Annotated in this window: 14 protein-coding genes and 4 pseudogenes; 16 read left to right on the top strand and 2 right to left on the bottom strand. The window is 36.2% G+C overall.

Annotation, left to right across the window (positions count from 1 at the left end; genetic code table 11):
* Positions 1–112: 112 nt before the first annotated feature.
* Positions 113–366 (bottom strand): annotated as a pseudogene (locus ACFFIX_RS15715) (VOC family protein); the annotation flags it as partial.
* A 95-nt stretch (positions 367–461) separates the two neighbouring features.
* Here ACFFIX_RS15715 and ACFFIX_RS15710 point away from each other — a divergent pair.
* The 13 genes and pseudogenes from ACFFIX_RS15710 to ACFFIX_RS15650 form a co-directional block, all read left to right on the top strand.
* Positions 462–587: pseudogene (locus ACFFIX_RS15710) on the top strand (tryptophan synthase subunit beta); the annotation flags it as partial.
* Between the two features lie 211 nt (positions 588–798).
* Complete coding sequence (locus ACFFIX_RS15705; RefSeq protein ID WP_378935598.1) at positions 799–2052, top strand: M20 family metallo-hydrolase; 1254 nt, start codon at positions 799–801, stop codon at positions 2050–2052.
* Between the two features lie 33 nt (positions 2053–2085).
* The gene (locus tag ACFFIX_RS15700; protein WP_378935596.1) at positions 2086–2307 is read left to right on the top strand and encodes a DUF3311 domain-containing protein; all 222 of its coding nucleotides are present in this window, start codon (positions 2086–2088) and stop codon (positions 2305–2307) included.
* Positions 2307–3770, top strand: a complete 1464-nt coding sequence (locus ACFFIX_RS15695; RefSeq protein WP_378935594.1) for a sodium:solute symporter family protein — start codon at positions 2307–2309, stop codon at positions 3768–3770. The genes ACFFIX_RS15700 and ACFFIX_RS15695 overlap by 1 nt, the downstream gene beginning before the upstream one ends.
* Positions 3771–3889: 119 nt before the next feature.
* Entirely contained in the window at positions 3890–5533 is a 1644-nt protein-coding gene (locus tag ACFFIX_RS15690; RefSeq protein ID WP_378935592.1) for an amidohydrolase, read from the top strand.
* Between the two features lie 603 nt (positions 5534–6136).
* Positions 6137–7861, top strand: coding sequence for an ABC transporter substrate-binding protein (locus ACFFIX_RS15685; protein WP_378935605.1), 1725 nt, complete (start codon positions 6137–6139; stop codon positions 7859–7861).
* Between the two features lie 165 nt (positions 7862–8026).
* Positions 8027–9007 (top strand): ABC transporter permease, encoded by a 981-nt coding sequence (locus ACFFIX_RS15680; protein ID WP_378935590.1) that lies wholly within the window; start codon positions 8027–8029, stop codon positions 9005–9007.
* A gap of 26 nt (positions 9008–9033) precedes the next feature.
* Positions 9034–9888, top strand: coding sequence for an ABC transporter permease (locus tag ACFFIX_RS15675; protein WP_378935588.1), 855 nt, complete (start codon positions 9034–9036; stop codon positions 9886–9888).
* Positions 9885–10913, top strand: coding sequence for an ABC transporter ATP-binding protein (locus tag ACFFIX_RS15670; protein ID WP_378935586.1), 1029 nt, complete (start codon positions 9885–9887; stop codon positions 10911–10913). Before ACFFIX_RS15675 ends, ACFFIX_RS15670 begins: the two co-directional genes overlap by 4 nt.
* Positions 10913–11971 (top strand): ABC transporter ATP-binding protein, encoded by a 1059-nt coding sequence (locus tag ACFFIX_RS15665; protein WP_378935584.1) that lies wholly within the window; start codon positions 10913–10915, stop codon positions 11969–11971. Before ACFFIX_RS15670 ends, ACFFIX_RS15665 begins: the two co-directional genes overlap by 1 nt.
* The gene (locus ACFFIX_RS15660; RefSeq protein ID WP_378935582.1) at positions 11972–13348 is read left to right on the top strand and encodes a M20/M25/M40 family metallo-hydrolase; all 1377 of its coding nucleotides are present in this window, start codon (positions 11972–11974) and stop codon (positions 13346–13348) included. It abuts the gene before it with no gap.
* 2 nt (positions 13349–13350) lie between these two features.
* A complete protein-coding gene (locus tag ACFFIX_RS15655) occupies positions 13351–14733 on the top strand; it encodes a M20/M25/M40 family metallo-hydrolase (RefSeq protein ID WP_378935581.1) in 1383 nt (460 codons plus the stop codon).
* A gap of 258 nt (positions 14734–14991) precedes the next feature.
* Positions 14992–15239, top strand: a pseudogene (locus ACFFIX_RS15650) (hypothetical protein); the annotation flags it as partial.
* A 114-nt stretch (positions 15240–15353) separates the two neighbouring features.
* Here ACFFIX_RS15650 and ACFFIX_RS15645 read toward each other — a convergent pair.
* Complete coding sequence (locus tag ACFFIX_RS15645; RefSeq protein ID WP_378935579.1) at positions 15354–15812, bottom strand: CBO0543 family protein; 459 nt, start codon at positions 15810–15812, stop codon at positions 15354–15356.
* A 420-nt stretch (positions 15813–16232) separates the two neighbouring features.
* On the opposite strand from ACFFIX_RS15645, the pseudogene ACFFIX_RS28000 reads away from it, so the two are divergent.
* From ACFFIX_RS28000 to ACFFIX_RS15635, 3 genes and pseudogenes are all read left to right on the top strand, one after another.
* Positions 16233–16349: pseudogene (locus ACFFIX_RS28000) on the top strand (DUF8096 family protein); the annotation flags it as partial.
* 36 nt (positions 16350–16385) lie between these two features.
* Positions 16386–16622 carry a hypothetical protein gene (locus tag ACFFIX_RS15640; protein WP_378935578.1) on the top strand — a complete coding sequence of 79 codons (237 nt, stop codon included), beginning with the start codon at positions 16386–16388 and terminating at the stop codon, positions 16620–16622.
* Between the two features lie 31 nt (positions 16623–16653).
* Entirely contained in the window at positions 16654–17157 is a 504-nt protein-coding gene (locus ACFFIX_RS15635; protein WP_378935576.1) for a phytanoyl-CoA dioxygenase family protein, read from the top strand.
* The last annotated feature ends 79 nt before the right edge of the window (positions 17158–17236 follow it).

The raw sequence follows: 17236 nt of genomic DNA, 5'->3' as shown, positions 1-17236 counted from the left end.
AGCATCATTCATCACCTCAAGATTTTTATTACTTCTATTTTAATACAAAAAAGACTGTAGGCAAACTCGATAAAATCGAGTTTGTCTACAGTCTGAACTGATCTATTTTAGATCAGTTTTTGTCTGGATAATCACAATATTCAATAATTGTACCCTCCGTATCTGCTAGATTTAAATAAATCAACCGTCTACCCGTGTTAGTTTATCCGAAAAGTACCTTCAAATGTACGAATACCTTGTTTCTTAAATTCTACTAAGGCTTGATCTAGATCTTCGACTCGATAAGCAATATGATGAACCCCTTTTACCTTTTTGTTTTATAAATCGTGCAATAGGAGAAGTGGTATTGTTTGTTGGTGCTAGCATCTATGAATTCTGGTTGTCACTACCTTCTTGTATTAGGATTAATGAGTGCGATTTATATTTAGGTTATACTTTGATATAGACTGGAAAAGGTAAACCTATCATATGCACTAAAACTTGCTAAGGAACTGTCGAATGAAGATATTATAGTCGTAAACTTATCAGGTCGAGGAGATAAGGACGTTGAACAAAATGATGAAATAATGAATAAAAAGCTATTTTAACATTTTTACATGTTGAAGTAGCTTTTCTTATTTCGATTACACATTTTTTTGTATCTAGTGATTAGTCTGATACTGAATGGACTGGAATATAATTTGACAAACAGCAAAATTGGTTCGCCATTTTTTTTAAAAAATGCAACATGAAATAGAGGAACTTATCCTATATTATTAATACGGAATATTCTAACAACTAAAACGAATGGGGGATTACATGGTTAATAAGTTGCTAACGATAAACAAAGTACGTCTTGAAAAAAGAATAAATTCGTTATCTCAGATCGGGAAAATTGGTGAGACTGGAGTTTGTCGACTCGCACTATCAGAAGAGGATAGGCAAGGGGTTGAATCAGTTAAAAAATGGATGGAGGAAGCCGGTTTAAAGGCACGAATTGATCATTTTGGGAATTTAATTGGTCGACTAGAAGGGATGAATCCTAAAGCACCAATTTTAATGCTTGGATCACATATCGATTCACAGCCCTACGGAGGAAGATTTGATGGTGTCATAGGTGTATTAGGTGCACTTGAAGTTGTTCAAACAATGAACGAACAAAACATCGTGCCAAAAATGCCGATTGAAGTAGTCGCATTTTCAGATGAAGAAGGTTGTCGATTCAATAAAGGGTTGTTTGGTGTTAGAGGGATACTAGGAAAATTAGATGAGGGTGAATTAGAACGAACAGATAAAAATGGAGTAACAAGAAGAGAAGCATTGGTTCATTTTGGATGTGATCCGACAAGGTTCAATGAATCAGAATATCCAGAAGAGAGTATTTCAGCATTCCTTGAAATGCACATTGAACAAGGGCCGATTCTAGAAGCGAAGGATACACCAGTTGGAATTGTTACTGGTATTTCTGGACCACTATGGTTAACGGTCGAATTGGAAGGATTCGCCGGTCACGCTGGATCTGTACCAATGCAGATGAGACAGGACGCGTTAGTAGGGGCAGCAAAAATTATTGTTGCTTTGAATGAATTAGCAAGTCATGACATGAATGCACCTACTGTCGGCACAGTTGGAAGTATGAAGATCTTCCCAGACTCACGAAACATCATACCAGAAAAGGTGAGTTTTACAATTGACTTAAGAGATATTGATAGTACTAGACGTGATCGAATTGAAGAGGTATTAAGATTAAAAATAAATGAAATTGCTGAAAATCATCAATTGACCTATAAAATCTCTGAAGATACAAATAGTGAACCACGCTATTGTTCCAAAAGAATAATGAACATAATGAGAAACGAATGCAGTGATATTGGATTGAATTCCATCGAATTAATGAGTGGACCATTTCACGATTCATTAGCCATGTCCTATGTGTGTGAATATGGAATGATCTTTGTTCGTTGTAAGGATGGAATCAGTCATAATCCGAAAGAGTTTTCAACTATTGAAGATATTTCTCTAGGTACTGAGCTTTTATATCGAACGACTATTAATCTATCAAGTGAAAAGTAGTAGTGACAAGGAATAAACATAAGGAGATGAACTATGAGCCAACGAAAATTCAATACACTCTATGTGATTATTGGACTGATTCCGTTTTTGATGCTGGTTTTTCCTTTTTTCGAAATTGGAAATCGTGCAACCCCTATTGTTATGGGCTTACCCTTTTCATTTTTTTGGGTCATCTTGTGGATTGTTATTACCTTTTTAGCTTTGATATTTCTGTATTTTCTTGATCCAGAAAAGGACGAAGAGGAGGACGTATAATGCCCAGCTGGCAAATAGCTCTAATTATGATGGTGGCTTACTTAGTAATCGCTCTTATTATAGGAGTAATGGCAGGTAAAGGGAGAGACGGAAATTCACTTGAGGAATTTACAGTTGCAGGTGGGAAATTAGGATTGTTTGTCATGTGGTTTCTAATGGGTGGAGCAGTTTTTAGTGCTTTTTCATTTCTAGGCGCACCAGGTTGGGCATATTCAAAAGGTGCTCCAGCACTTTATATTATAGCCTATACAGCATTTGCGATCTTACCTTGGTATATTATAGGACCGAAGATTGGAAAAATCGGAAAAAAATATAAACTCTATACGGTTGCCGCTTTTCTTAAGGAACGGTATAACAGCCCAGTTTTAGCGATCCTTGTTGGTTTAATCGCATTGTTTGCATCAGTTCAGTATTTAGCAACACAGATGACTGGTATGGCTTATATTTTTAATATTATGACCGAGGGTCGCATCCCATTTTGGCTAGGTGCTCTTGTCTCTTATGGAATTGTTGTGATCTATGTTGCAACAGGTGGTTTACGTGCAGCAGCATGGTCAGATGTCTTTCAAGGGTTGTTAATGATCATTATTTCATGGGTTGTCGGTTTAACCATTGTAAATCAATTACACGGTGGAACTACCGAAATGTTTGCTAATATTATAAATGATCAGCCAGGATTCCTACAGATAGGTAAAATGGGATCAACGATGGAGCCAATTGCTTATTCAACTACGATCTTAGTATCAGTTATCGGCTTCTTAATGTGGCCACATTTGTTCTCGAAATCATATGCATCTAACTCTAAAACAATAAAAAAAACCGTGCTCGCTTACCCTATTTTCGCACTGTTTCTTATACCGCTTCTATTAGTGGGTTTTGCAGCAATTGGAGTGGTAGATTCTAGTCAATTGGAAAGTGCTGATCAGGTATTTCCATACTTGATCACAACTGTTATGAATTTACCAGGTTGGGTTTACGGTCTAGTAGGTGCTGGAGCCCTTGCAGCAGCAATGTCAACTGCTGATGCAATTACTCATAGTGCTTCTCTAGAGGTTACAGATGGTGTAGTTAAAAATATATGGAAAAATATTCCAGATAAAAAGACACTACTAATCATGCGGATTGGTGTTTTTATTATCGGTGCATTAGCCTATTATATTACAATATTCGGTGGTCAAGGTTTAATCGCTCTATTACTTGGGGCATATGGTTCAATCGTACAGTTCGCACCTGGAGTTTATAGTGCTTTATATTGGAGACGTGCTACTGCCCATGGAGTAATTGCCGGTTTAATTGTTGGAACTGTTGTGAATTATTATTTTCAACTTGTTGCTAGTTCCACACCATTCGGAATTCATGCGGGAATAATGGGATTAATTGCTAATCTCATCGTAATGGTTACTGTTTGCTATTTAACAAAGCCACATGAAGAAGGTGCTACCAAATACGTTGATGTAGCGTAATATCCGAAATGAATAAAAAATACATCATCGTCGGCTACCTCCTATTTTCTATGGTGCCGGCGATTACTATTTTTATTGCTTCATAGGAATTTCTATAACCTTTTAGAAAGGAGAAATTTATGAAAGCTGATAGTGTGTTTATAAATGGAGAGGTCGTAACTATAGATGATCATAACAGAGTAGTTGAGGGCGTGGCAGTTAAAGAAAATCGTATTATAGCTGTTGGAACGAACCAAGAGGTGAAGGAATATATTTCAGACGAGACTGATATTATTGATCTGGATGGACAATCACTACTTCCGGGCTTTATCGATGCACACTTGCACCTGACTATTTACGGGACAAATCTATTAGGAGTAAGCTGTATATCTCCGCATATTCAATCTCTTCAAGATTTATTTGCGGATTTGCGAAAAAAGACTCAGGAAACTCCTAAGGGACATTGGATTCGTGCCTCGGGATTTAATGAAAAAAAGATGATAGAAAACCGTTTTCCCACGAAACAAGATCTTGATGAAATTTCAACTGACCATCCTATAGTGATCATTCGAACATGTAACCACACTTCAATAGCTAATAGTAAAGCGTTAGAAATTGCCCATATAACAGAAAGAACTGTAGATCCCGAGGGTGGAATTATCGAGCGAGATCAAGAAGGAAACCTATCTGGGAAATTGATTGAAAATGCTCATATGAAACTCTTTGAATTTGCCTGTTATACAGAGGACGAATTAAGAAAAGGAATGAAACTTGCTTCTGAGGAAATTATTCAAGCTGGGATAACCAGTGTTCATGATGCTGGAGGGTATGGAAATGGCTCGGATACTCTACGAATCATGCAACAGGCTGTAAAATCAAACGATATTAAGGTTCGAGTTTTTGCAATCGTAGGTTCTTTAACGAATTCTCATGAGTTTGTTCAGAAAATGCTTGAAGCAGGTACAATTTCAGGCCTAGGAGATGAGAGGTTTAGGATTGGACCAGCAAAAGTGTTCACTGATGGCAGCAGTGTCGGGCCAACGATTGCAACACGTGAGCCATACTCCCATAACTGCAATGACTTTGGAATTACTTACTATAGCCAAGATGAGCTAAATCGCATATTGGGCGAGGCACATAAAAAAGGATTCCAAATAACTGCCCATGCGCAAGGGGACAGAGCGATTGAAATGCTTTTAAATTGTATAGAAAATGCTCTAACAAAAGATCCACGTGAGGACCATCGTCATAGAATCGAACACGCTGGAATTGCCTCTCCAGATTTACAAAAACGAATGAAAAAGCTTGGTATAGTGATCACTCCAAATCCTGTCTTTATGTATGTAAACGGAGATAAGTATCTAGAATATTATGGTGACCGTGTAAATGTAATGTACCCGGCCCGCGACTATATTGACCAAGGAATTATCGCTGCATTTGGCTCGGATGCACCAGTTACTTTTCTTGATCCATTACTCGGTATCCATGCGGCTGTCAATAGAGAGTCAGCCCAAGGACAATCAGTAGGAAAAAAACAATGTGTTAAGATAATGGAGGCCATTCGCGCCTACACCTGGAATGGAGCTTACGCTAGCTTCGAGGAAAAAATAAAAGGTAGTATTGAAGTTGGTAAATTAGCTGACCTTGTTGTCTTAAACGATCGTATTTTAAAAGTAGATAAAACAAGAATAAAAAACGTTAAAGTCCAACTAACCATGGTTGATGGTGAAGTTTTATACGATCCTAAACACATAGTTAGAAAGGGAATGAAGAATTTGTGTTAAATTGTTCAACGAGAAATGATGTTAATTAAAGTTAGTCTAAAAAGTGGACACGTACTTTTGGGATTTTTATATACTAAAAACAATAAATTAAAGAAGACCTATCCATATTGTAAAATCATATAGGCATTTCCGAAAACAAAGAACTCTTCGCCTACATGAAGAATAACACGAAAAAGCAGTTGAGATTTAGTCCTCAACTGCTTTTTTGATCGTTCTATTTACTAGATATTTCACAAATTTCATAATTGGATAGTTATCATGAACGAAACTAGCTCCTTACTCATAACATCGTAGGTTAACTTGTTAGACTGTTTATCGAGTCAAAAATCAAACCAAATAGAGCTTCATTACGAAAGGTATCGTATCCGGCATCGAGGATACAAAAAAAGAGTGTTAATTTCAACATCCTTGAATAGATATGAAGGAAACAGTAAAACAAGCTGGCAAATTCAGAAATAAGGAAACAATGTATCAATCTACTATTAAAAATCAGAATTTTATTTAATCGTATTTTTCTCGAAAAGAATAAACTTTCAAAGGAGGTGAAAATGAAAGGCTACTAACATTTAATAACTTACTTTTAAGGGGGGAGAGATTATTTTGGTGAAGTCAAATTTTTTCATTTTCATTCTATTATTTTCACTTGTATTATCAGCTTGTTCAATGAAAGTAACAAAAGAAACAGAAGAAGATGAGAATGCGTCAAAGAAAGTAACAGAAAGTTTACCTGAAGATCGAAAGGTTCGAGAAATAGAAATGTATGTAACTACACCTGATTATGATCCAATCCGATATGAGTTTGGAATGATGATTGCTGAAGAATGGAAAGAATTAGGGTTTGATGTAAAGGTAACTCCGTTAGAATGGAATCGTTTAGCAGAGGTTGGAATGAAACAAAAAGACTATGATGCATTCACTTTATCGTGGGCAGGACGAGCAGAACGAATTGATCCCGATCATTTTGTATATGCAACATTGCACTCATCCAATGCGGGTTTAGGAGCCTATAACATTGTTGGTTATGATAACCCTGAATACGATAATTTAGCTGAAGCACAAAGAAAAGTAACAGATTTAGAGAAACGCAAGGAAATTGTGAATCAAACTCAAGAAATTTTCCTAGAAGATATGCCATACGCTCCAGTTGTACATCGGGATCAATTGATGGCATACAATAAGGAAAACTTTAAAAATGTTACTTATATGTTAGGTGAAGGGTTAAATAGTTATTGGAACTTTTTGAATATGGAGCCTACAGGAAATCAAAAGGTAGTTAGATGGGGCTATCCAAGTGATATTGATTCTTTAAATCCTTTAAGCTCGACAAATTCACATGATTTCCAAGTAACGCGTTTAATCTATGACCGTTTAGTACAAATTTCAGATACAGGTGAGCCGGAAAATGGGGCTGCAAAAACAATTGAAGATGTAAACAATGACGGAAAAACATATAAAGTAACACTTCAAGAAGGGATGAAATTCCATGATGGGGAAACTGTAACAGCAGAAGATGTAAAATTTTCGTTTGATTTAGTCAAGGAAATACAATCCCCATACTTTATGGCAATGGTTGAACCGATTGATTCAATTGAGATTGTTGATGAATTAACTGTTCAATTTAATTTAAAAGAACCATTTGCACCATTTATAAGTAATACATTAGCTCAGATGTATATTTACCCAGAGCATTATTGGAAACCAATCCTCGAAAAAGAAGGTGCAACAGGAGTATTAGAGCACTCAAATGAGAAAATCATTGGTAGCGGTCCGTTCAAAATGGATTATTGGAGAAAAAACCAAGAATTGAAATTACTACGTAATGATGATTTCCGTACGCCTGCAAAGATTGATGGTATTTTAAGCATTCCTTACTCTAATACACAAGGAATGGTTGCTGCGGTGGAACAAGGAGAAGCCGACATGACAGGATGGTGGGTTGAACCTATACAGGTAGATAAACTAAAAGAAAATCCAATGCTTGAAGTGATAAATGTTAAAGATCATGGTCTCTACCACATTAATTATAACATGAGAAGAATGCCATTTGATGATAAGGCAGTCCGCTTAGCAATGGCGAACGTAATCCCAAAACAACGGATTATAAATGAACTTTTAGAAGGTTATGGTACTCCTGCAAATTCATTTATAGCTCCAGCAAATGAGTTTTGGCATAATCCTGACGTAAAAGAGTTTGATTATGATCCTAAAAAGGCAAGAAAAATTCTAGAAGATGCTGGTTACCAGTGGGATGAAAATGGAAAAATTCACTACCCAGAAGGGAAAAGCGATCAAGACAAAGATAAAGGTATTATCCGAGAAGTAGAGTAAACAATTTATCGGGAAGGGGAAACCATCTCCTTCCCTTACTATTATAGTCTTAGAATGTATACCCAAATTCTAAGGATAAAAAAGTAATACTATGACAGGTACCAAATTATAGGCTATCAGGCAATGGTGTGGGACTAGCCAAGTTATTTGAAAGGAGCATTTAATTTGAAGGGATTACGAGGGTTCATAGTAAAAAGGATTGCTCAAAGTGTAATCACATTATTTATACTATTATCGATCTTATTCTTTATGTTCCGTATACTGCCCGGTGATCCAACAACGATGTTTGTTGATGCGGCATTACCTGTAGAAGCTCAAGAAGCTGTTCTACAACAATTTGGACTTGATAAACCATTAGGAGAACAATATTGGGTTTATATGAAGAACTTTGTACAAGGTGAATTCGGCATCTCATTTACATCGCGTGAGCCTGTCATTGACGTTATTTCGGATTATTTAGTAGCAACGATAATATTAATGGGTTTTACGGTGGGGCTCGCACTTATCTTGGGTATTCTTGGAGGTGCATTGGCAGCATGGTATCGAGGGACAAAATTCGAAGCAATTGTTGTCTCGATTGCACTTTTCTTTCGTTCTGCCCCAATCTTTTGGATTGGTATGGTTGCTTTATCTTTTTTCTCGTATAAACTAGGCTGGTTTCCCACCGGTGGGATGAATATGCCAGGCCAACAGTTCTCTGGTTTCTTTGATAAATATTTTACAATCCAGTTTTTAAGTCACCTTGCCCTTCCGGTAATAGTAGGGGCTGCTTATTACATTGCAAGCCCATTGTTAATTATGAGAAGCTCGATGATTAGTATTATGGAAGAAGATTTTATAGAAATGAGTCGAGCAAAGGGATTAAAATCAAGAGCTATTTTGTTTAAACATGCGGCAAGAAATGCCTTATTACCGGTTGTGACAGAAATAGCCCTACTGATTGGCTTTGCAATTGGAGGACAAGTATTGCTAGAAGTAGTATTTAATTGGCCAGGGATTGGGCGATTAATTGTTGATTCCGTTCAAAGGAACGATTACCCAGTTGCACAAGCAACCTTTTTTCTAATGGGGGTAATAGTCGTTTTCCTTAATTTAATTTCTGATATTCTTTACGGGTATTTAGATCCCCGTGTCACATACAAATAATCTTTTAAAAAAAGGGAGGTTAAGACATGAGCCTAAAACAATTATCTCGATTATTACTTAAAGATAAACTTGGATTAATGGGTATTATCCTTCTCTTGTTTTTTATTGGTGTTGCAGTATTTGCCCCACAAATTATTCCATATGATCCTTCAGAGCAACATTACAATAAAAGTGGTGATTTATTGAGAATGGAACCCCCTAGTAAGGATCATTTCTTCGGAACAACTAGACTTGGAAGAGACGTATTTAGTCAAGTTGTTGCTGGAACAAGAGTAGCTTTATTTGTTGGTTTTACTTGCGCTGTGATGGTTACAGTTATTGGAACGGTAATCGCATTAGTAGCAGGTTATTTTGGTGGGTGGATAGATGATTTATTAATGAGGATGACAGACATCGTATACGGAATTCCATTCTTACCATTTGCAATGATTATGGTAGCTGTATTAGGCCCAAGTATTTGGAATATCATCATCGCAATCGTCTTAATTTCCTGGAGAACGACAACAAGGGTTATACGTTCAGAAGTGTTAACCATTAAACAAAGAACGTTCATTCAAGCAGCTAGACTAAATGGTGCTAGTCATGGAAGAATTATCTTTAGACATATTGCACCTAACATTTTACCTTTAGCACTCGTATTTGGTTCATTGGCAATGGGCTGGGCAATTGTAACAGAAGCAAGTGTAAGCTTCTTAGGGTATGGAGATCCAATGCTAATAAGCTGGGGGAAAATATTATTCGATGCTTATGTGGCTCAGGCAATAACGGAAGCATGGTGGTGGGTAGTTCCACCTGGACTAGCGATTACGTTACTTGTTATGTCTGGATTTTTTGTAAGCCGAAGTCTTGAAGAAATCTTAAATCCGAGGTTGAGAAAATGAGTGGAAAATACTTACTGGAAATAAATAATTTAAGAACATGTTACAAAGCAGAACATGGTGATGTTTGGGCAGTCGATGGGGTAGATATTCTACTTGAACATGGTGAAAGTCTAGGTTTAGTCGGAGAATCAGGCTGTGGGAAGACAACCATCATTAAATCTATTATAAGACTACTTCCTGAAAGGGCATTTTCGGAAGGCGAGGTAATTTTCAATGGTGAAAATCTATTAAATTTATCTATGTCTGAAATTAGAAAAATACGATGGAATAAAATTTCGATTGTGTCTCAAAGTGCGATGAATTCATTGGATCCCGTTTATAGAGTAGGAGACCAAATTGTTGAGGCCATTCGAACTCATCGCAATGTCAAAAAGAAAGAGGCATGGAGCAGAGCTGAAGAGCTATTTGAATTAATTGGAATAGATAAATCTCGTTTGAAAGATTATCCGCACCAATTTAGTGGTGGAATGAGACAACGTGCCATTATTGCCATGGCTCTCTCTCTTGATCCAGAAATTATCGTTGCAGATGAACCAACAACAGCACTGGATGTTGTTGTACAGTCACAAATTCTGAAAAGAATTCAAAATCTTCAAAATAAATTAAATAGTTCAATGATCATGGTAACTCATGATATGTCGGTGGTTGCAGAAACATGTCAGAAGGTTGTCGTAATGTATGCTGGCAAAGTAGTTGAGTCTGGTTCTGTGGAATCAATTTTTAATGAGCCAAGTCATCCATATACAATGGGACTAAAAAATGCCTTTCCAAGTGTAAAAGGAGAAAAAATTGAGTTGATTTCGATTCCGGGCTATCCTCCTGATTTACAAAACCCTCCAACTGGTTGTCGATTTGCGGATCGATGTCCATTTACGACAAAGCTTTGTTTAGAAGAATACCCTGAAGTAGTTGAAGTCAATAAAAACCACAAAGTAGCATGCCATCATTTAAATAAAGTGGAAGAAATGCGGAAACTTGCTGCACACCGTTCTACTTGGGAAACCACTGGGAAGGAGTTAGTCTAATGGAAAATGTAAGACTAGAAGACTATGTCGTATATCCTGAAACGTTACTTGATGAACGTCCAATCGTTTTTGATATTCAAGACTTACAAGTTCATTTTCCAGTAAATCAAAGTCTTTTTGAATCATTTGGAAGTAAAAAAGAAGCTAAGAAATTTGTAAAAGCTGTAGATGGTATTTCACTTTCAATTAGAGAAGGTGAAACGATTGGACTCGCTGGAGAGTCAGGCTGTGGAAAAACAACTCTTGCCAAAACAATGGTCAGGTTGGAAGAAGCAACCTCCGGAAAAATTGCTTTTAATGGGAAGGATATAAAAGGATTTCGCTCACAAGAACTTAAGGAATTCCGCAAAAATGCACAAATGGTTTTCCAGGATCCCTATGAATCTCTTAATCCTCAATTTTCGATCAAGCAAACTTTAGAGGAGTCTCTTATCATCCACGGGATGAAGGGTAAAAAAAAGAGACGGGAAAGAATAATAGAAACACTTGATAAAGTTGGGCTTAGACCAGCTGAAAATTTTATTAATCGCTATCCTCATCAAATGAGCGGTGGTCAGCGTCAACGTGTTGCAATTGCAAGGGCTCTTGTAATAAATCCAAAGTTTCTTGTAGCAGATGAACCCGTTTCAATGCTAGATGTTTCAATTCGAGCAAGTATTTTAACTTTGCTCCAGGATTTAGTAAAAGAATTAAATTTAGCAAGTGTCTATATTTCACATGATTTATCACTAATTCGTTATGTTTGTGATAAAACAGCAATCATGTATTTAGGACGAATTGTTGAATTTGGACCAACGGAGGACGTGATCTTAAATCCAATTCACCCCTATTCGAAGGCTTTGATCTCAGCTGTTCCATCCCCTCAACCACTTACAGAAAGTTTACATGTGCCGTTGGAAGGGGAAGCCCCTAATCCAATTAATGTACCGAATGGATGTCGATTTCATCCAAGGTGCCCCGTAGCTATAGACAAGTGTAAAAAAGTGGAGCCAAAAGTCACATATTACGAAAGTCGTAGGGTAGAATGCCATCTATTTGATATAGAAGGAGGTCTATAAATGGAAAATGAAGTAATTTTAAGCATTGAGGAAAAGGTAGATGAAGAGTTACCAAATTTAATTGCTAGTTTACAAGAGTTTCTAAGAATCAAAAGTATCTCAGCGCAAGACATAGGGATGGAAGAATGTGCATTGTTTTTAAAAGACACGATGGAGTCCATCGGAATTAATTGTAAGATTCTAGAAAAAGAGGGTGCATTCCCAGTAGTATTCGGACAAATTCTAAACCCATCTGCTACAAAAACACTACTAATATATGGGCATTATGACGTGCAACCACCAGAACCACTTCATTTGTGGGATAGTGACCCATTTGAACCCGCTATAAGGAATGGAAAAATCTACGCTAGAGGGTCTACGGATGATAAAGGAAATCTCTGGGCAACTATTATGGCGGTTAAGTGTTTACTTGAAGCAGATATCCAAATACCTATTAACCTTAAATTCTTTTTTGAAGGAGAGGAGGAAGTCGGAAGTCCAAACTTCAAGGCATATATGGAAGAGAATAAAGCCTTATTAGAAGCAGATTATACGATTCTTTGTGACAGAGGTGTTCATGAATCAGGTCGTCCTCAAATGTATCTTGGTAATAAAGGAATTACCCATGCAGAAATCACAATACATGGTGCAAAACGAGATGTTCATTCAGGTCAGGCCCCTTTTATACCTAATACGGCATGGCAGCTAGTCTGGTTATTAAATAAATTAAAAGATGAAAATGAAAACATTTTAATACCAGGATACTACGATAATGTTTCGGAACCAAATGTGGAGGATTTACACCTATTAAGAAATGTTCCCTTCGATTCTAAGGAATACAGTGAAATCTATGGAATACGTGATATTTTAACGAAAAATGATGGCATGGCAGCATTAACATCGCTATTATTTAAACCAACGGCAACTATTAATGGTTTTACTTCTGGCTATCAAGGTGTCGGGAATAAAACGATTGTTCCGAATAAAGCATCCGTTAAAATAGATTTCCGCTTTGTGAAAAATCAAGATCCAATTCGATGTGTAGAATTAATCAAGGACCATTTACAAAAGAATTTTGATGGAGAGATTGAAGTTGAAATTGCTGAAGTTCGTAATCCTTCAAAGGTCTCACTAAGTGCTGAAGTTGTCCAAGTTGTAATTGAAGCTTCCAAAAGAATCTATAAAGAAGATCCTATTGTTTGGCCACTGTTAGACGGTGCTGGCCCAATGTCGTTGTTTGAGGAAATTTTAGGTGCACCAGCTATTATTGTCGGTCTTGGTGCCCCATTTGCTTTCGCTAATACACATGCTCCTAATGAAAATATTAGTATAGAAAACTATTCAAACGGTATAAAACTTATGGCAAGCACCTACTACTTATATGGAAAGAGGGAATAATTATGAGTCTAGAACGAGTTGGAAACCTAATTGATAATCGAAAAGACGAGTATTTAGAGCAGTTATTTACACTACTAAGACAGAAAAGTATAAGTACGCAAAATATCGGGGTTCGTGATTGTGCAGAATTACTTAAAGGTATGATGAAAGAAATCGGTATTGAAACTAGATTACTAGAAACTGCAGGTCATCCTATTGTCTATGGTGAAATCATGAAAGATCCAAGTGCCTTTACATTGCTAATTTATGGCCATTATGATGTGCAACCGGCTGAGCCACTTGATGAGTGGTTATCTTCACCATTTGAGCCTACTATTCGAGATGGCAAAATTTATTGTCGCGGAGTAGGTGACAATAAGGGGCAGTTAATGGCTCAGGTGCTTGCAATAAAAACATATTTGGATGCATTCGGTGAAATACCAATTAATATAAAATTGGTGTTTGAAGGTGAGGAAGAATGTGCAAGTGCTAATTTGGCAGAATTTGTAGAGAACAATAAAGAGCTATTAGCAGCCGATCTTGTCTATACCTCTGATGGTCCGATGCACGACAGTGGTTCTCCTTTTGTTCTTTTAGGTGTTAGAGGGATGTTGTATGTAGAGCTTACGGCAAAAGGAGCAGACTGGGATAATCATTCGGGTAACAAAGGTAATATCGTACCAAACCCATCATGGGAAATAATTGACCTTTTACGAACAATGCGTGATGAAAATGGCAGAGTATTAATAGAAGGTTTTTATGATCATATTGTTAAACCAACAGAAAAAGAAATTCAGATTATTAAAAAGCTTCCATATAATCAAAAAGATATTGCTGAAAAAATCGGTTATAGTGGTTTAGATATGGATGGTGAAACTTATTACCGTAGGTTAACGATGGAACCGACATTTAATATTGCAGGTTTTACAAGTGGGTATGGAGGAGAGGGATCAAAGACAATCATTCCTTCTAAAGCTGTATTGAAGATGGATATGCGTCTTGTTGTTGAACAGGATCCAGACGACATTTTTGAAAAATTTTGCAACCATGTTAAAAAGCATGCACCAAATATTGAAGTAAAACGATTAGGTGATATGAAGCCTTCACGTACATCTGCTGATCATGAAATTGTTGGAGTGGTATCAAATGCCGTACGGAATTCCTTTCAAACAGATCTAATTCTTCAACCAAGTATGGGCGGAAGTTTACCTGATTATGTGTGGACAAAAATATTAGGTATACCTTCAGTGGTTGTTCCTTATGCAAATTTTGATGAAGCTAATCATTCTCCTAATGAAAATATGGGAGTTCAAAACTTTTTGGATGGTATCAAATGCACATGTTATGTGATCAATGAAATTAGCAAGAATCATAGTAATGTGAAACTTCAAGAGACTTCAGTTTAATAAGGAAAGTATGATACTTTAGGGCGTGTCGCATTAGAACATAATGCTTGTTTCTGTTACGGATCAGACAAGGTAAGATCGCATTAGCAAAATTCGATTCTGACTACACAAAACGTATAGAGCCGCTATAGAAATTGAAATTGTAAGATACATCTAACACAACGGACTTGGTATCGGTGCGTTTAAGAAAAAAAATAGGTTCTTCTTGTCCCACTAATGGTCGCTTTCCTTTAATTAGGACTGCACCTATTTTTTTTTGCGATAGCACCTATATTACCGAGTGGGGAATATTTTCCTGAGAAATTGAAGCCATTCGTCGATCGGATATGTATTGATGACTTCTTTATGGGCGATGGCAGTAGAGGAAAACGCACAAGAAAACTTGGAATTGAAAAAAATATGCCCAACTTGGTTTAGAAGAATGGTATGGGCCGCAAGCTATTAAAAAAGTATATAAGAGACTTAGTAGCATAGACGATTGTCTTGTAGAAATGGCTCTACCTTAAGAATCAATTGGTAATAGCTTAATGTGTATGTGGTACTACTTCTAATAAATAAGCTTAAATTGGGAAGTGGATGAAATAAATAGCCTATTGGATAATGGGCTATTGTTACCTAAGTTATCTTGCCTGCCTGTTTATCAATTGGACAATGATACGGATAAACATCATTAGAAAAAATATGCTGATAGACGTGTGTATCCATGTCCATGTATGGTATTCAATTAAATCGGTATATTTTTCAAAAAGAACCTCAATAATCGTTAAAACGGAGGTATACACTACGCATTGCAGAGTAATGCCAAGATATCTTGAATAATAAGTTGTTTGATAAAAGTAAATACAGACTACTGGAAATAAGAGATATTCATAAAGAAGATTGGAACCAAAATATTCACTTAAGAAGCTTATAGGATATTCGAGCATTTTCTCTTCTACAACTAAAACACCAAGAAATATTGAGAAACAAGAGGCCAATAAGAAAATTAAAATCCAGTCTTTGATTGGTGGTTTTCTTAAACTAAAAACCAATAGGATGATTCCGATTATAAGTAGTAACCATAAAATTATTCTTTCCATGAATAAATTTGTCCTTCCAGTGGGTTTAAAATAAAGTTTGATCATTTTTGGTGTGTGTTGTTTAACATTAGCCACACATTAGTCATAATTAAGAGGAGTGAAAATCTCTTTTTTTTGTTTAGTTAATTTTATTATTATTTCATTTTACTAATAGGTACTTTGAAGACTACCAAATAAAAAATAATAATTGGAAGTCCAATCAAATATGTTAATAAAGTTTTCTTATGGTGCAGCAATAACGTTGGAAATAGAGTAGCGTCTAATAAAGCTGACCACTTCAAAGATTTATTTTTATCTAGAACCTTGATAATTATTCAATAATCTTCAAACATTATGATGGTTTTAATAAATGATTGATCAAAACAGGCTCTTTTGCTCACTTCAGGCTTGAAACCCCTTAAATAAAGTAAGAATTTCTCGGATAAGATCAGTAGTCAATGCGACAACTGTGGCTCTTCAAAGTTTAAGAGTTCTGTTAAAGGTTATTCGCGTTTTCTAGATATTTGTCTTCAACAAAAAAACTTCAATCTTATATAGTATATAAATTCATTAGAGAGGACTGAAACACGTAGAATGATTCTTAAAAGATTAACAGAAGATCAACTTAATAAATGGGAACAGGACGGTTGTCTCTACATTCCTTACGAGGAGATTTATAGCTCTGAGGTAAAAGGAAATTTAATCAAGTGGGTTGACGAAGTTCAAAATTTCCCTGAAACAAAAGGAAAATGGATGAAATATTACGAAAACAGTCTTAAAGACGGTACAAAAATACTAAATAGAATCGAAAAATTTTCTTTCTTATCATAAGAAACTAGATGAACTAGTAAATGGTAAATGGATGATAGAGCTTGTTTCACAATTGTTTGGAGAAGAAGCTGTTCTTTATAAGGAGAAAATTAACTTTAAACTTCCAGGTGGAGAAGGCTTTAACCCACATCAAGATGTACTAGCTGGATGGGATGAGTACGGACATACCTTGCATATTTCCGTTGCAATTTGTATTGATGAAGCTAATGAGAAAAATGGATGTTTAGAATGTACCTTAGGCGAACACAAAAAAGGACTCCTTGGACCAATGTTTAAAGAGCTTCCGAAAGAGGTCGTAGATAAATTAGATTGGGTTTCTTATCCTATGCAGCCTGGTGATATGATAATATTTGATTCATATACACCACATCGTTCAGGTCCAAACCTTACAGAGACAACAAGAAGAAAGATTTTTTTAACGTTTAATAAGCTTTCTGAAGGGAATTTCCGAGAAGAATATTATAAAAATAAGCGAAAAAATTTCCCGCCGGATTTTGAAAGAAAAACTGGGGAAAACTATGAGTATAAAATATAGTAAGTGGATTTAGGTATCTTGAAGGATCACCTTATAAAATAAAAAATAGAAAAGAATACGAACCTTATTAAAGGATATT

It is taken from the genome of Metabacillus herbersteinensis, from assembly GCF_042433335.1.
Taxonomy (GTDB): Bacteria; Bacillota; Bacilli; order Bacillales; family Bacillaceae; genus Metabacillus; species Metabacillus herbersteinensis.
The sequence above is the reverse complement of the archived record's forward strand: the minus strand, read 5'-3'. Positions and strand labels throughout refer to the sequence as shown.

Excerpts from the sequence above, each read along its gene's own strand:
- ACFFIX_RS15705 (WP_378935598.1), top strand. The coding sequence starts at position 799 with ATGGTTAATAAGTTGCTAACGATAAACAAAGTACGTCTTGAAAAAAGA.
- ACFFIX_RS15700 (WP_378935596.1), top strand. The coding sequence starts at position 2,086 with ATGAGCCAACGAAAATTCAATACACTCTATGTGATTATTGGACTGATT.
- ACFFIX_RS15695 (WP_378935594.1), top strand. The coding sequence starts at position 2,307 with ATGCCCAGCTGGCAAATAGCTCTAATTATGATGGTGGCTTACTTAGTA.
- ACFFIX_RS15690 (WP_378935592.1), top strand. The coding sequence starts at position 3,890 with ATGAAAGCTGATAGTGTGTTTATAAATGGAGAGGTCGTAACTATAGAT.
- ACFFIX_RS15675 (WP_378935588.1), top strand. The coding sequence starts at position 9,034 with ATGAGCCTAAAACAATTATCTCGATTATTACTTAAAGATAAACTTGGA.
- ACFFIX_RS15670 (WP_378935586.1), top strand. The coding sequence starts at position 9,885 with ATGAGTGGAAAATACTTACTGGAAATAAATAATTTAAGAACATGTTAC.
- ACFFIX_RS15665 (WP_378935584.1), top strand. The coding sequence starts at position 10,913 with ATGGAAAATGTAAGACTAGAAGACTATGTCGTATATCCTGAAACGTTA.
- ACFFIX_RS15660 (WP_378935582.1), top strand. The coding sequence starts at position 11,972 with ATGGAAAATGAAGTAATTTTAAGCATTGAGGAAAAGGTAGATGAAGAG.
- ACFFIX_RS15655 (WP_378935581.1), top strand. The coding sequence starts at position 13,351 with ATGAGTCTAGAACGAGTTGGAAACCTAATTGATAATCGAAAAGACGAG.
- ACFFIX_RS15645 (WP_378935579.1), bottom strand. The coding sequence starts at position 15,812 with ATGGAAAGAATAATTTTATGGTTACTACTTATAATCGGAATCATCCTA.
- ACFFIX_RS15640 (WP_378935578.1), top strand. The coding sequence starts at position 16,386 with ATGATTCTTAAAAGATTAACAGAAGATCAACTTAATAAATGGGAACAG.
- ACFFIX_RS15635 (WP_378935576.1), top strand. The coding sequence starts at position 16,654 with ATGATAGAGCTTGTTTCACAATTGTTTGGAGAAGAAGCTGTTCTTTAT.